The 13,639-nt window shown below is 61.0% G+C and carries 12 protein-coding genes and 1 pseudogene; 6 read left to right on the top strand and 7 right to left on the bottom strand.

The window, feature by feature from the left end; all coding sequences use genetic code 11:
* Nucleotides 1-4 precede the first annotated feature (4 nt).
* Nucleotides 5-907, bottom strand: coding sequence for a 3-dehydrocarnitine:acetyl-CoA trimethylamine transferase BcoG (gene bcoG, locus ATY29_RS18300; RefSeq protein ID WP_025417857.1), 903 nt, complete (start codon nucleotides 905-907; stop codon nucleotides 5-7).
* A gap of 105 nt (nucleotides 908-1,012) precedes the next feature.
* On the opposite strand from bcoG, the gene ATY29_RS18295 reads away from it, so the two are divergent.
* Entirely contained in the window at nucleotides 1,013-2,005 is a 993-nt protein-coding gene (locus ATY29_RS18295) for a GlxA family transcriptional regulator (protein WP_003572303.1), read from the top strand.
* Here ATY29_RS18295 and ATY29_RS18290 read toward each other — a convergent pair.
* Nucleotides 1,980-2,855, bottom strand: a complete 876-nt coding sequence (locus tag ATY29_RS18290) for a LysR substrate-binding domain-containing protein (protein WP_003572306.1) — start codon at nucleotides 2,853-2,855, stop codon at nucleotides 1,980-1,982. The genes ATY29_RS18295 and ATY29_RS18290 overlap by 26 nt on opposite strands.
* 112 nt (nucleotides 2,856-2,967) lie before the next feature.
* On the opposite strand from ATY29_RS18290, the gene ATY29_RS18285 reads away from it, so the two are divergent.
* Nucleotides 2,968-3,873, top strand: coding sequence for a DMT family transporter (locus ATY29_RS18285; RefSeq protein WP_003572308.1), 906 nt, complete (start codon nucleotides 2,968-2,970; stop codon nucleotides 3,871-3,873).
* A 37-nt stretch (nucleotides 3,874-3,910) separates the two neighbouring features.
* Here the strand turns inward: ATY29_RS18285 and ATY29_RS18280 are convergent, their stop codons facing one another.
* Nucleotides 3,911-4,345, bottom strand: a complete 435-nt coding sequence (locus ATY29_RS18280) for a hypothetical protein (RefSeq protein ID WP_003572309.1) — start codon at nucleotides 4,343-4,345, stop codon at nucleotides 3,911-3,913.
* A 659-nt stretch (nucleotides 4,346-5,004) separates the two neighbouring features.
* Between ATY29_RS18280 and fdhA the strand changes: the two genes are divergently transcribed.
* Nucleotides 5,005-6,195 (top strand): formaldehyde dehydrogenase, glutathione-independent, encoded by a 1,191-nt coding sequence (gene fdhA, locus ATY29_RS18275; RefSeq protein WP_003572311.1) that lies wholly within the window; start codon nucleotides 5,005-5,007, stop codon nucleotides 6,193-6,195.
* A 100-nt stretch (nucleotides 6,196-6,295) separates the two neighbouring features.
* Here fdhA and ATY29_RS18270 read toward each other — a convergent pair whose 3' ends face one another.
* Entirely contained in the window at nucleotides 6,296-7,102 is an 807-nt protein-coding gene (locus ATY29_RS18270; protein WP_003572314.1) for an ABC transporter substrate-binding protein, read from the bottom strand.
* Between the two features lie 125 nt (nucleotides 7,103-7,227).
* Here ATY29_RS18270 and ATY29_RS18265 point away from each other — a divergent pair, with 125 nt between their 5' ends.
* Both ATY29_RS18265 and ATY29_RS18260 read left to right on the top strand, forming a co-directional pair.
* Nucleotides 7,228-9,594 carry a putative bifunctional diguanylate cyclase/phosphodiesterase gene (locus ATY29_RS18265; protein ID WP_097532947.1) on the top strand — a complete coding sequence of 789 codons (2,367 nt, stop codon included), beginning with the start codon at nucleotides 7,228-7,230 and terminating at the stop codon, nucleotides 9,592-9,594.
* Nucleotides 9,595-9,673: 79 nt separating this feature from the next.
* Nucleotides 9,674-10,258 carry a cysteine hydrolase family protein gene (locus ATY29_RS18260; protein ID WP_003572318.1) on the top strand — a complete coding sequence of 195 codons (585 nt, stop codon included), beginning with the start codon at nucleotides 9,674-9,676 and terminating at the stop codon, nucleotides 10,256-10,258.
* Nucleotides 10,259-10,304: 46 nt separating this feature from the next.
* Here the strand turns inward: ATY29_RS18260 and ATY29_RS18255 are convergent, their stop codons facing one another.
* Nucleotides 10,305-11,492 carry an alpha-hydroxy acid oxidase gene (locus tag ATY29_RS18255; protein WP_097532946.1) on the bottom strand — a complete coding sequence of 396 codons (1,188 nt, stop codon included), beginning with the start codon at nucleotides 11,490-11,492 and terminating at the stop codon, nucleotides 10,305-10,307.
* Nucleotides 11,493-11,541: 49 nt separating this feature from the next.
* Between ATY29_RS18255 and ATY29_RS36425 the strand changes: the two genes are divergently transcribed.
* Nucleotides 11,542-11,751 carry a hypothetical protein gene (locus tag ATY29_RS36425; RefSeq protein ID WP_133118157.1) on the top strand — a complete coding sequence of 70 codons (210 nt, stop codon included), beginning with the start codon at nucleotides 11,542-11,544 and terminating at the stop codon, nucleotides 11,749-11,751.
* 30 nt (nucleotides 11,752-11,781) lie between these two features.
* On the opposite strand, the pseudogene ATY29_RS37775 reads toward ATY29_RS36425, so the two are convergent.
* Nucleotides 11,782-11,862: pseudogene (locus ATY29_RS37775) on the bottom strand (2-oxo-hepta-3-ene-1,7-dioic acid hydratase); the annotation flags it as partial.
* Between the two features lie 105 nt (nucleotides 11,863-11,967).
* A complete protein-coding gene (gene gabD / locus ATY29_RS18245) occupies nucleotides 11,968-13,419 on the bottom strand; it encodes an NADP-dependent succinate-semialdehyde dehydrogenase (RefSeq protein ID WP_097532944.1) in 1,452 nt (483 codons plus the stop codon).
* Nucleotides 13,420-13,639: the final 220 nt, after the last annotated feature.

The raw sequence follows: 13,639 nt of genomic DNA, 5'->3' as shown, positions 1-13,639 counted from the left end.
ATCCTCAGCGTTTCGTCAGCTTCAGCTTCTTGCGCACATCTTCCGGTCCGATGATGCGCGCGCCCATGCCTTCGATCACCTGCGCGGCCTTTTCGACGAGCTGCGCATTGGTGGCGAGCTGGCCTTTGCCGACAAAGAGATTGTCCTCGAGGCCGACCCGCACGTTGCCGCCGGCCAGAACCGCCGCCGCCGGATAGGCCATGGCGTTGCGGCCGATCGAAAAAGCCGAGAAGGTCCAGCTCTCGGGCACGTTGTTGACCATCGCCATGAAGGTATTGAGATCGTCCGGCGCGCCCCAGGGAATGCCCATGCAGAGCTGAATCAGCACCGGGTCTTCGATCAGGCCCTCTTCGGCAAGCTGCCTGGCGAACCACAGATGGCCGGTGTCGAAGGCCTCGATCTCCGGCCGCACACCAAGAGCCGTCATCTTGCTTGCCATCGCCCGCAGCATGGCCGGCGTGTTGGTCATGACATAGTCGCCGAGGTTGAAATTCATCGTACCGCAGTCGAGCGTGCAGATCTCGGGCAGGCATTCGGCAACATGGCTGACGCGTTCGGTAGCGCCTGCCATATCCGTGCCTTTTGGATTGAGGGGAAGTGGGCTTTCGACATCGCCGAAGATCAGGTCTCCGCCCATGCCGGCTGTTAGATTGAGGACGACGTCGACATCTGCCGAACGGATGCGGTCCGTGACCTCCCTGTAGAGATCGTTGCGGCGGCTGGCGGTCCCCGTTTCCGGATCGCGGACATGGCAGTGAACAACGGCCGCCCCAGCCTTGGCGGCGTCGATCGCGGAATCCGCGATCTGCTTGGGAGTGATGGGAACGTGGCTGGATCTGGAAACCGTGTCGCCGGCGCCGGTGACGGCGCAGGTGATGAAGACATCGCGGTTCATCGCAAGAGGCATGTTTTTGTTCTCCCGTCTTATCAAGCATTACGCGGCAGGATGGGCGGAGATGCTTTGCATTCTCGGAAGCTATTGATACATTATCGGAACAAGCGGGAGGCGACTTTGCTGCAGCGATCAACGGAACGGCTTGATATCGACCTTCTCGTCCTGCCGGAGACAAACCTTATCCTGGTCGCCTCGGTCATCGAGCCGCTGCGCGGCGCCAACCGCATCGCCGGCAGCGAGCTCTATCGATGGCGGCTGCTGACGCCGGACGGGGCGCCGATCCCGACCACCAGCCATATCGCCATTCCGGCCGACGGAACCTTCCGGGTGACGAGTGAGGAGACGCCGCTTTTCGTGCTGGCCAGTTACAACTGGCGGAAAAGCGCGACGCCGGCGCTGAAGATGCAGCTCTCGCAGGCTGCCCGCTACCGCACGATGATCGCCGGTATCGAGTCCGGCACCTGGCTGCTGGCCGAAGCAAGCCTGCTCGACGGGCAGCCGGCGACCGTCCATTGGGAGGATTACGAGGACTTTGCCACGGCTTATCCTGAGGTGCAGGCCGTCAGGGATCGTTTCGTCGTCGACGGCAAGCGGCTGACGACCTCAGGTTCGCTGCCGACTGTCGACCTGATGCTTGAGGTGATCCGGCAGCGGCAGGGTTATTCGCTGGCACTCGAGGTCAGCCGGCTGTTCCGCTACGAGCAGCCTTCCTTCCATGTGGACGAACCGCTTTTCGCAGCTTCGGCGGGCCTGCGCATGCAGGACCCCCGCGTGACGCAGGCAGTGCGACTGATGGAAGAACATATCGAGCAACCGCTGGTTTTGACGCGACTCGCCCGCAGGATAGGCGTCAGCGCCCGGCATCTGCAGGATCTCTTCCAGCAGAGCATCGGCGCGCCGCCCCATGTGCATTATCTGGCGCTGCGTCTAAACACGGCGCGCCGCAAGGTGATCGAGACGACAGCATCTTTCGCCGACATCGCGGCGGCAACCGGCTTCAATTCGGCCTCGGCCTTTGCCAGAAGCTACCGGGCGAGTTTCTCTGAGAGCCCATCGCAGACGAGGCACCGCTTGCGCCGGCGCATCATGCCATCGGCGCCGCCGACGTAGGCTGGAACGCCTCCCGGATCATTTCGGCAAGCTCGCGGATGGCTTCGGTGGAACGGTAGGTGCTGCGTCGGAGCACGACCTTCGACGAATCAACCGGCGGGAAACCGTCTTCGGCAGTCAGCTCCCGGCAGCCGGGAGGGATGCTGCTGCGGGAAAGCGTGGTGACGGCAAGGCCGGCGATCAGCGCATTTTTCAGTCCCGAACCCGTATCGGCGATGAAGGCGATCCGGTAATTGCGGCCGATCTGCTCCAGCGACCGGAGCGCAAAGTCGCGGGACCAGGTGGAGTTGCGATAGGTGGCGATGGGAAGCGGATCGAGATCGTGCAGCCGATGGACCAACGATGTGACCCAGACGGTGGGATCAATGCAAATGACTTCGCCTTTCGTCTCGTCGCTCCAGTCGAAAACGACGGCCAGATCGAGCTCGTCCCGCTCCAGGGCGGCGAGGTTGCGTGATGTATAGTCGCAGGAGACGGTGACCTCGACCGCCGGGTGGCGTACGGCGAAAGCTGCAAGGGCTGCCGGCAGCACCGTCTGGCTATATTCCTCGGGAATGCCGATGCGTACCGGTCCATCGAGCGGTTTGCTGCGGATCGTCGCGGCGGCCTCGTTCAGCAGATCGATGACCCTTCGGGCATAGGGCACAAGCTGGATGCCCGGGCGCGTGAGTTGAACGCCACGGGCGCCACGCTCGAAGAGAGCCTCGCCGATCGTCTGCTCAAGTCTCTTGATCTGGGTGCTGACGGCTGACTGCGTCCGTCCGATGCGCTGGGCAGCCGCGGAGAAATTCGACGTCTCGGCGACGACCAGGAAGGTCCTCAGCAGCTCGCTCTCGATGGGTTCATGCATCAGATAGCCATAGAAAAAATCGATGAGAGCTATCTCTACTATTCGTTTGTCTTATGTCAATTGCTGGGGCAGAAATGGGCGGCGTTCGACTTCCTTCTTTGAGACTATCAGCGTGACCATTCAAAATCCGACCACGCGCCTCGCAGGCAGCGAGCACGAGAAGGGTGTGCTTCTCATCGTTGCCGCGACTTTTGCCTGGAGTGCCAGCGGCGTTTACTCGCGGCTGCTCACGACCGACGTATGGACGGCGATCGCCTGGCGGTCGTTGTTCGGAGGCCTGTTCCTGCTGATCCCCTGCCTTTTCCTCGAAGGGGGCATTTCGCGGCGGCAATGGCGTTCCGTCTTCCATCCGTCGGGCCTGGCGATGATCGCATGCCAGACCTTCAGTCAGGGATGCTTCATCGGATCGCTTTATATGACCACCGTCGCCAATGTGACGATGATCTATGCGACCACGCCCTTCATCGCGGCCCTGTTCGGCTGGATCATTCTGAAAGAAAAAGTTGCCCGGCGGACCCTGATTGCCGGCGCCGTCTCGTTCTGCGGCGTCGCGGTTATCGTCGCCTCGTCGATCGGCGGCGGCACCGGTTGGGGCGACCTGCTGGCGCTCGGCATGACTGCCTCTTTCGCACTCGTCATCATCATTCCGCGCATCAGTCCCGGCGTGCCGAGCCTACCGCCGACCGTCGTCAGCGCCTTTCTGACCCTCGTCATATTCGCGCCGTTCGGTTCGGTCGGCTCGCTCGACCTGCACAACTGGATCGTTCTTGCCGCCTTCGGCGCCACCAATTTTTCGCTGGCGCTCGTGCTCTTCCTCGCCGGGGCAAAGCGGATGGCGCCGGCGGAGGCCGCGCTGATCGGCACGATGGAAATCGTGCTGACGCCCTTCTGGGTCTGGCTGCTGTTTTCCGAGCAACCGCCGATCGCCACCTATTTCGGCGGCGCGATCATCCTTGGCGCCGTGTTCTGGCATACGGCAATCGACTTCAACCGCAGCCAGCGGTTACGAGACGGCTAGAGCCAGCTTTACAGCGTCATATGGTCTTTGGCCTCGATTAGCCGAAGAACGCACGAAGCTGAGCGAAAAATCCGCTTGGTTGGGGATCTGCCATCTTACGCACACGGCGAGCGACTGTTGCCGCGCTGACGCGTTCACCGAAATGGCAGAAGCAGACAAGCTCGTGCAATTCCCCGTCACTGAGTTCGAAGAATCGTATGGCTTCTCCGTAGCTGTCATTTTCCATTCCTGCCGCCCGCAGAATGGGATCAGCAAATGCCACAGAGATCGGAGTATCGTCATCGCGCAAGGCAATACGATCTGCGATCGGCTGATATTCTGTTTCGTGAAGCGTCCTAAGAAACGGCTTGGGGCTGCGTTCGAGACTTTCGGCCCACCGTTCAATCCGTTCGCGCCGTGTCAATTCAAGGCGCTTGCAGGTCGTGCTGACCTTCGCAATCGTTTTCAACTGCTCCAGTGCATACTGTTCCATTTCGGCCTCCTATCCTCGAGAAAAATAGATGGTCCGCTCCCAAGAATAGCGTCGCTCAGGTCGCAGCCGATGTCCAATCACGATTGGAAACGGCATTTGCCCCTGGTTGGACAGATGCGGTCACAGCGTGATGGAGGAACCCTGCATCGCGCAAGCCATTTCATCCGGGGCCTGCAATCAAATCTTCTGAACCGATCCGGAAAACCGCCCTATTCCGGGGATCAACTCATACCTGCCGGCGACATGCTATCGGAGTTTTCCGACTGTCGTCTTTGAGTTGCACCCATGTCGTTTTTTCGGGCGCTGTTTTCTGCCGGGCATGGTTTGCTTATGGTGTTCAAGGCGCTCGTCACTGGCGACAGAACCGTTGGAAGGCCGACCGAAGATTCCAGGATGAATCGAAAGGAGGTTCTGGAGCCCGGAAACCAGCTCTTGCGCAGCAAATCGGCGGATTGCGGCGGCGATGACGAGCGGAACGACAGGCCCGACCTATCGTCTTCACTCTCCCCTCCATCAATCTGTCCCCGCCAGTTTGCGAAATTCGAATATCGCCGGATGTGGCGTTGTGAATACCGGGCTGCAGAGGAGGCAGGCCGGCGGAAAGTTGCCATCGATTGCATCGGTTGCAGATCGAGGCGTTCAACGAATGGGAGGAATCCATGAGCAAGAATAGAGGCGTCGTTTATTTGAGGCCCGGCAAGGTCGAAGTTCGCGACATCGACGATCCGAAGCTGGAAGCGCCCGACGGCCGCCGTATCGAGCACGGCGTCATCCTGAAGGTGATCTCGACCAATATCTGCGGCTCCGACCAGCACATGGTCCGCGGCCGCACGACGGCGATGCCGGGTCTGGTCCTCGGCCATGAAATCACCGGCGAGATCATCGAGAAAGGCGTCGACGTCGAGATGCTCGACATCGGCGATATCGTCTCGGTGCCCTTCAACGTCGCCTGCGGCCGTTGCCGCTGCTGCAAATCCCAGGATACCGGCGTCTGCCTGACGGTAAACCCGGCCCGCGCCGGCGGCGCCTATGGTTATGTCGACATGGGCGGCTGGATCGGCGGACAGGCACGCTACGTCACCATTCCCTATGCCGATTTCAACCTGCTCAAAATCCCGGATCGCGACAAGGCGATGGCAAAGATCCGCGATCTCACAATGCTTTCCGACATTCTGCCCACCGGCTTCCATGGGGCGGTGCGGGCAGGCGTCGGGGTCGGCTCGACCGTCTACGTCGCCGGCGCCGGCCCGGTCGGGCTTGCGGCTGCCGCTTCGGCTCGCATTCTCGGCGCGGCCGTCGTCATGATCGGTGATTTCAACAAGGACCGCCTGGCGCATGCGGCGAAGGTCGGTTTCGAGCCGATCGACCTGTCCCAGAGCGACCGCCTTGGCGACATGATCGCGCAGGTGGTCGGCACCAATGAGGTGGACAGCGCCATCGACGCGGTCGGCTTCGAGGCGAGAGGGCATTCGGGCGGCGAACAGCCCGCGATCGTGCTCAACCAGATGATGGAGATCACCCGCGCCGCAGGTTCGATCGGCATTCCCGGCCTCTACGTCACCGAGGATCCGGGCGCCGTCGACAATGCCGCCAAACATGGCAATCTGTCACTCCGCTTCGGCCTCGGCTGGGCCAAGGCCCAGTCCTTCCACACCGGGCAGACGCCGGTGCTGAAATACAATCGCCAGCTCATGCAGGCGATCCTGCACGACCGGCTGCCGATTGCCGATATTGTCAACGCCAAGGTCATCCCCCTCGACGATGCCGCTGCTGGATATGAAAGCTTCGACCATGGCGCGGCGACGAAATACGTCCTCGACCCGCATGGAGAGGTCGCGAAAGCCGCCTAACACCGAGGAATGACGAGCAAACTGGCGGCGCCGCGTATCTTTCAGATGCGCGGCGCCGTAGCATTTTGAAACTCGCAATCATAAGAAATTGCCGGCGAAACTACTCGATGCTGAACGGGAAGTATTTTGCGTTGATCATGTCATAGGTTCCGTCCGCCTTGATGCTCTTCAACGCTTCGTTCAAGCGCGTCAGACGCTCTTTGTCATCCAGGCGCACCGCGATGCCGGCGCCTTCACCGAAATATGTGACGTCGACCAGATCCGGCCCTTTGAACTCGCAGCAGGTTCCCGCCTTGGTGTTGGCGATCCAGTCGTAGATGGCGAGTTTGTCCTCCAGGATGATATCGACGCTGCCGTCCGACAACCCCTTGTACAATTCAGGCGAAGACCGGAAGACCTTCTTTTTCATCTCCGGATAGAGATGGTTGGCGTAGGATTCCTGAGCCGTCGACGACGTCACCCCGAGTATCTTGCCGCTGAGGCCAGCGGGGCTGACATCGCTGATCGGCGAATCCTTCCGAGCGATGAACACGGAGGGGCTGTTGTAGTATTTCTCGGTGAAAGCAACCTTTTGGCGGCGCTCGAGGCTCATCGACATGGACGAGATGATCGCGTCGTATTTATCGGCAACCAGATTGGGGATGATATCGTCCCATTTCTCGATGATGAACTGGCATTCGAACTTGCCGACCTCGCAAAGCGCATTGGCAATATCGATGTCGAAGCCCTGAAGCTTGTTGTTTGCATCGAGATAGTTGAAGGGCGGAAATGCGCCTTCGACGGCAATTCGCATCGGCATGCGATCCTGCGCGGCCGCTGGGATTGGCGAGGCCGCGGCCAAGACCATACCCAAGCCCCCCGCCATCAGCGCTCCGCGCAACATCGTCTGAAGGGATATGCGCAGCATCGTCGGGAGCTCCTTGGGCCGTATTCGATCTCGCCCATAGTGCGCCGTAGCTTTTAATTCTACGTGAACGCTTCTTTGTTAGCGTCGACGCATGCGCCCGTATTGTGGTGTTCAGGGGTCTAGGCTTGCATATCGTCGTTCCTTCCAGCTCCAATACGTTTCAGCAATCCTGGATCGCCTCGGGAAGAATTCTCTTTCTGATTGCCGTCAGCGGGCTTGGAGCGATTGGACTCGTCGTGCTTTCGGCTCTCTGGGCAGGAACCGAGAGCGACGCGGCCGCCCTTGATCGCCAGCGCCAGCTCGTGAATGCGCGCCTGCGCGAGCAGGTCGACCAAGTCGCGCATGTTATCGGCCAGTTCGGCAACGGCTACCTCACACGGATTTATCCCGCCGCCCGGTCAACCGGAGGCTCCTCCAGCCTCGATGCCGTCCTGACGGCGGCAGCCGGCAGTGCGATCAGCCAGACGGCAATGTCCGCCTTCGGCTACGACCAGGCTTTCGTCGTCGACGAGAAGGCCCAACTGCTCATGCTGGCGGACGCCCAGACGGAAAAGCGTTATCGCTGGATGAAGCCTCTGTTTTTGCCTCTCCTCCAGGATGCTCGCCTGGGGGTCACACAAGGGGCGGCGTCCGAACGAACGCCGTCCTCGATGGAAAGCCGCCTTGCAAGCGTCGCCGGCTCCAACCCTGCGTTGGCCAATCTGATGCGGCTCGAAGGTCGTCCGACGATCGTCGGCGTCGTCGCCATCAACGATGTCGGTCAGGGACGGCAACAGCCAATGCGGCAATCCCTGATCGTCGTTCGGTTTATCGATGGTGCGGCACTCGACGAATTGAGCCGGCAACAGGGGCTCAACGGCGCACGCTTCGCGCGCACCGCCGATGCCGACGAGAACGAGGTTGCATTTCAGATCGACGCGACGGCAAACGGTGAACCGATCGGCTTCATCGTCTGGCGGCCTGATCTTCCGGGTTCAAGGGTCATCGGCCGTTTGATGCCGGCCCTGTCGATCGCGGCCCTGGTGATCGCAGTCCTGTTTTCGGTTCTGCTGGTGCGCCTCAGAAGCAGTCTCGGCAAGTTGAAGAAAAGCGAGCTGCATGCACGGCAGCTTGCCTTGCATGATGTGCTGACCGACCTTCCCAACCGCGCCTTGTTCGCGATGCGGTTCGAAGAGTGCCTGGCCGAGACGCGGAATTCCACCGAGCGCTCGGCCGTTGCGCTTCTCGACCTCGACCGCTTTAAAGCCGTCAACGACACGTTCGGCCACGCAGCCGGCGATGAACTCATCAAGATGGCTGCGGAGCGGATCCGCTCGATATTGCGTCCAGGCGACACGCTTGCCCGGCTCGGAGGGGATGAATTTGCCCTGCTTCTGCGGGACATCAAAGATCAAGATCTAGTTTTGCCGGCGATATGCGAAGCGATCGTTGCCGAACTTGGCAAGCCCTTCCCGCTTTTGCGCGGCGAGGCGGTCGCCCGCGTCGGCGGCTCGATCGGCGTGACCGTAGTGCCGGACGCCGGCCGGAATGCCGACGACGTCATGCGCTACGCCGACGTCGCGCTCTACGAGGCAAAGATGGGCGGGAGAGGTCAATGGCGGCTCTATTCGCCGTCCATGGACGGCGGCAGGAACGCGCGCGACATTCTCAAGAACGAATTGCGCGAAGTTCTGGCCAAAGGCACGTCTTCAACCCCTGGCCTACAGTCGGATCCCATTGCAACCAAGCCGGACTTCGGATCGCTTGAGGTCTATTACCAGACGGTGCACCGAGCCGAAGGAGGATACCCCGCCTCGGGTGCGGAGGCCCTCGTGCGCTGGCGTCACAGCCAGCGCGGCCTGTTGACGCCAGCCAGCTTCATCCCTGTCGCCGAGGAAGGCGGCCTTATCGACGCTCTCGGTTTCTGGGTGCTGCGCGAAGCCTGCCGAACCGCCTGCAAATGGCCTGAGCATACGTTTGTTGCCGTTAACGTGTCTCCCGCTCAGCTGAGACGGCCGAATTTTGCTGAGGAAGTCTTCGCCGTGCTTGAAGAGAGCGGCTTGCCGCCATCCCGGCTCGAGCTCGAGCTTACCGAGTCCTCGCTCATCGAGGACAACTCGGACGTCTATTCGGTGCTACAGTCGCTGCGCAGCCAGGGTATTCAGATTTCGCTCGATGATTTCGGAACCGGCTTTTCATGCCTCAGCCACCTGATGCGCTTCGACATCGACCGCATTAAGATCGATCGTTCGTTCGTCTCGCTCCTCGGCACAAAAGCCAACGGGGCAGCGATCATCGGCGCCATCGTCGCGCTCAGCCGCAACCTCGGTATCTCGACGACGGCGGAAGGGGTTGAGACCGAATATCAACGCGACTTCCTCGCCGCCCTCGGCTGCACCGACCTCCAAGGCTATTTCTTCTCCAAACCAGTTCCGCTACGCGAACTCGATTGTTTCCGAGAAGCCGAGAGCGCTGCCGGATTGCTGACGCCCATTTCCGGCGCCGTCGCCTGAAGGCTTCCGATCCTCCATGGGTCACGGGAACTTTCGCCGCGGACGGCGGTTGACGCCCGAAGACCGAATGGAGGATATGATGGGCGAGATCGGCGAGTGGCGGCACCTCTGCGTCGACATGCAGCGGATGTTTGCCGAAGACACGCCCTGGCACGTTCCCTGGATGGCGCGGGTCGCTCCGCAGATCGAGGAACTCGCCGGCCGGCACCCATCCCGAACGATCTTCACCCGCTTCCTGCCACCCGAGCACGCCGACGAGATGCCGGGCAAATGGCGTGATTATTACCGGAAATGGTGGATGATGACCGGCGAGCACCTTCCGCGCGACCTCGTCGATGTGGCCTCGTCGCTGGCGTCGCTGGTTCCGCCGGCAAGGCGCTTCGACAAGCGCACCTATTCCCCCTGGATCGACGGACGGCTTCATCAGACCCTTCAGTCGGAGCGGGTCGATACTCTGGTGATCACCGGCGGTGAAACCGATGTCTGCGTGCTTGCCACCACGCTTGGTGCCATCGATCTCGGCTATCGTGTCATCGTGCTGAAAGACGCCGTCTGCAGCAGCGCCGACGACACCTATGACGCCTCGCTGGAACTCCTGCACGACCGCTTCTCCGTGCAGCTCGAACTCATGGAGACCGAAGCGTTTTTGCGGAGCTTTGGCTGAAACAGCCGTTTCGCCACCGCCGCACTCCCCGCTCACGATGCGATCGTCAAGTCCGGACGAGGTGGCCGCTTGAAACTTGCTCGATTGTGGTAACGCCAAGCAGGGCCATGTTGCTATGGATCTCAGCCTTCAGGATGCCTGCCGCCCTCAATACGCCAGGCAGACCGGCTACAGCAGCCGCATAGAGAAACGGCCGCCCGACAAACACGAAACGTGCCCCCAGCGCCAAGGCCTTGATAACGTCAGTTCCGCGGCGGAAGCCGCCATCGATCATGATCGGGATCCTGTCGCCCAGACGTTCCACGATTTCGGGAAGCGCCATCAGGGGAGTGATGGCGCCATCGAGCTGTCGGCCACCGTGATTGGAGACGATCACCCCGTCAGCCCCTGTCTCAGCAGCACGCGCTGCATCGTCCGGATGAAGAATGCCCTTGACGATCAGCTTGCCGCTCCAACGGTTGCGGATGCGCTCGAGATGGCTCCAGTTCAGATGGTCTCTTCGGCCAAAGTCACGCATGACGTTGGAGGCGATGATCGGTGCGCCTCTGGTTGCGTAGGAATTTTCAAAATGCGGGATGCCGTGGCGCGCGATCGTGCGCAAAAACGTCCCGATGGTCCATTGCGGGTGCGTCACACCCTGCCATGCCAAAGCGAGACTGGGCCGCAAAGGCGTCGAGAAGCCAGCCCGGATATTGTTTTCCCGGTTCGAGAGAACGGCCGTATCGACGGTAAGCAACAAGGTGGTAAAGCCTGCCGCAGCAACGCGGTCCACCAACGCATCGATGCGTTCGGGCTCTCCGGGCAGGTAGGCTTGGAACCAGGTCGCGGGCGCGGCGGCAATAACCTCTTCGAGCCGAATGAGCGAGGATCCGCTCATGATCATCGGAATCCCGCACTGCGCTGCGCCAGCGGCAAGAACAATGTCGCCGCGATAGGCCATGAGCGCGCTGATTCCCATTGGGGCGATACCGAAGGGTGCGGCATAAGTCCGACCGAATAAGGTGGTTTCCGTGCTTCGCGTCGATACGTCCTGGAGAATCCGCGGGCGCAACGCATAAGTCTGAAAGGCTTCGACATTTTTTCGCAGCGACGCGTTGGTTTCGCTTCCACCGGCAATATAGCCGTAGAGAGGCTTTGGCAGATGCCGTTTTGCCTTTGGCTCGAAGTCATCGAGGCATAGCATAGCCTGCGCCAGCCGGGTCAACCGACGGGAGTCGACGCTGCTTACTTTCATGGGCTTGCTCCGTTGGATTAGAGACTTAATTTATCTTCTGGGAGAGGGCATGAACGCCATTGCATCCACCGCTGTGGACTGTGCCTCCCCACAGCTTCAAACTTCACCTGCTTCGAATGCTTCCTTGCGACCCTTCCGAATGGACAGGAAATATCAAAGTTATCAGCATACCGGCGGTAATCAACAGCAGGGCAGCGCTGATCGGGCGTTCCGGGAAGACCTGCAGATCGCCTCGGAAAGAAGCGGGCCTGGCGGCTGAAAGGATCAGTAGACTTTCACATCGGTCCCTCTCCTCGACCTCGGCATTGCGGCTGACGATCGCGCCCATCCAACGCATGTCGATCTGGTCTGGCCGAACGGCGCGGCCGCCGCCGAGTCGCGAAGGCTCGCCCAGCTTGCGCCGTGGCGAGCCGACAGGTCGATGACGCCGCCCTCGACGGCAATCCGATGCTTTTTCTCGGGCCTTCTCTTGACCTCAGGCGATGCCGCCGAGGCAGACATATTTGATTTCGGTGAATTCCTCGATGCCGTATTTCGAGCCTTCGCGGCCGAGGCCGGAGAGCTTGACGCCGCCGAAAGGCGCTTCGGCCGTCGAGATCAGCCCGGTGTTGACGCCGACCATGCCGTATTCCAGTGCTTCGGCCACCCGGAAGACCCGGGCGAGATCCTTGGCGTAAAAATAGGAGGCAAGGCCGAACTCGGTGTCGTTGGCCTGGATGATCACATCAGCTTCGTCCTTGAAGCGGAAGAGCGGCGCCACCGGCCCGAACGTCTCTTCCTTGGCCACGGCCATGGCAGGGGTGACGTCCGCCAGAACGGTCGCCTCGTAGAAGCGTCCGCCGAGTGGGTGCCGCTGGCCGCCGGCAACGACGCGCCCACCCTTGGAAAGCGCATCGGCGACATGTTCCTCGACCTTGGCAAGTGCCGATTCGTCGATCAGCGGGCCGAGATTGATGCCCTCGTCGAAGCCGTTGCCGGTCTTCAGCGCCCCGACAGCCTTCGAAAGTTTCTCGGCGAAGGCATCATAGACGCCGTCCTGCACATAGAGCCGATTGGCGCAGACGCAGGTCTGGCCGTTGTTGCGGAATTTGGCGATCAGCGCCCCTTCGACGGCCGCATCGAGATCGGCATCGTCGAAGACGATGAAGGGGGCATTGCCGCCGAGTTCCAGCCCGAGCTTCTTGATCGTCGGCGCACTCTGCCGGTAAAGCTCGGCGCCGACTTCGGTCGAGCCGGTGAAGGTCAGCTTGCGCACCACCGGGCTTGCGGTCATTTCACCGCCGATGGCGCGCGCCGAACCGGTCAATACGCTGAAGAGTCCCTTCGGGAAACCGGCGCGTTCGGCAAGAATGGCGATGGCGATCGCCGAAAACGGCGTCTGCGAGGCCGGTTTCAGCACCATGGCGCAGCCGGCGGCAAAGGCCGGTCCCGCCTTGCGGGTGATCATCGCATTGGGGAAATTCCAGGGGGTGATGGCGGCAACGACGCCGATCGGCTGCTTCATGACAAGGATGCGCTTGTCCTTCTGGTGGCCGGGAACGATGTCGCCATAGACACGCCTTGCTTCCTCGGCAAACCATTCGATGAAGCTCGCGCCATAGGCGATCTCGCCCTTGGCTTCGGCAAGTGGCTTGCCCTGTTCTGACGTCAGGATGCGGCCGAGATCGTCCTGATTGTCCATCATCAGCTGGAACCAGCGCCTGAGGATCACCGAGCGATCCTTGGCGGTGCGGGCCGCCCATTCCTTTTGCGCAATCTCGGCTGCGGAAATCGCCGCCTTGGTTTCGGCTGCGCCCAGATTGGGAACGCGGCCGATGATCTCGCCGGTCGCCGGGTTGTCGACCGCAATCCCATTGTCCCCCGCCTCGATCCAATGGCCGCCGACCAATGCGGCCTGTCGGAACAATGTTGCGTCGTTCAATTCCATGACTTTATCCTCGCCAACGTTGAAAAGCGCGCGATTTCGCCCGCTCTCGGGGTAAACGTTCAAGGCGCGATAATCGGCTGTGCCTTCAAATCAGGCTCGACCACTTAGGCACCGGCGCGCAGCCTACCATGTTCGAACCAGGATTTGGGAGCATTGCGGCTCCGAACGCGGCAAGTTCATGAATTGGCATCCTGCTTGGATCCTCAGTGCATGTCCTCCG

Source organism: Rhizobium hidalgonense, from assembly GCF_002914525.1.
Classification (GTDB): Bacteria; Pseudomonadota; Alphaproteobacteria; order Rhizobiales; family Rhizobiaceae; genus Rhizobium; species Rhizobium hidalgonense.
The sequence above is the reverse complement of the archived record's forward strand: the minus strand, read 5'-3'. Positions and strand labels throughout refer to the sequence as shown.

Bases quoted from the DNA above. Each gene is read 5' to 3' on its own strand.
- bcoG (WP_025417857.1), bottom strand. From the start codon at position 907: ATGCCTCTTGCGATGAACCGCGATGTCTTCATCACCTGCGCCGTCACC.
- ATY29_RS18290 (WP_003572306.1), bottom strand. From the start codon at position 2,855: ATGCATGAACCCATCGAGAGCGAGCTGCTGAGGACCTTCCTGGTCGTC.
- ATY29_RS18280 (WP_003572309.1), bottom strand. From the start codon at position 4,345: ATGGAACAGTATGCACTGGAGCAGTTGAAAACGATTGCGAAGGTCAGC.
- fdhA (WP_003572311.1), top strand. From the start codon at position 5,005: ATGAGCAAGAATAGAGGCGTCGTTTATTTGAGGCCCGGCAAGGTCGAA.
- ATY29_RS18270 (WP_003572314.1), bottom strand. From the start codon at position 7,102: ATGCTGCGCATATCCCTTCAGACGATGTTGCGCGGAGCGCTGATGGCG.
- ATY29_RS18260 (WP_003572318.1), top strand. From the start codon at position 9,674: ATGGGCGAGATCGGCGAGTGGCGGCACCTCTGCGTCGACATGCAGCGG.
- ATY29_RS18255 (WP_097532946.1), bottom strand. From the start codon at position 11,492: ATGAAAGTAAGCAGCGTCGACTCCCGTCGGTTGACCCGGCTGGCGCAG.
- ATY29_RS36425 (WP_133118157.1), top strand. From the start codon at position 11,542: ATGAACGCCATTGCATCCACCGCTGTGGACTGTGCCTCCCCACAGCTT.
- gabD (WP_097532944.1), bottom strand. From the start codon at position 13,419: ATGGAATTGAACGACGCAACATTGTTCCGACAGGCCGCATTGGTCGGC.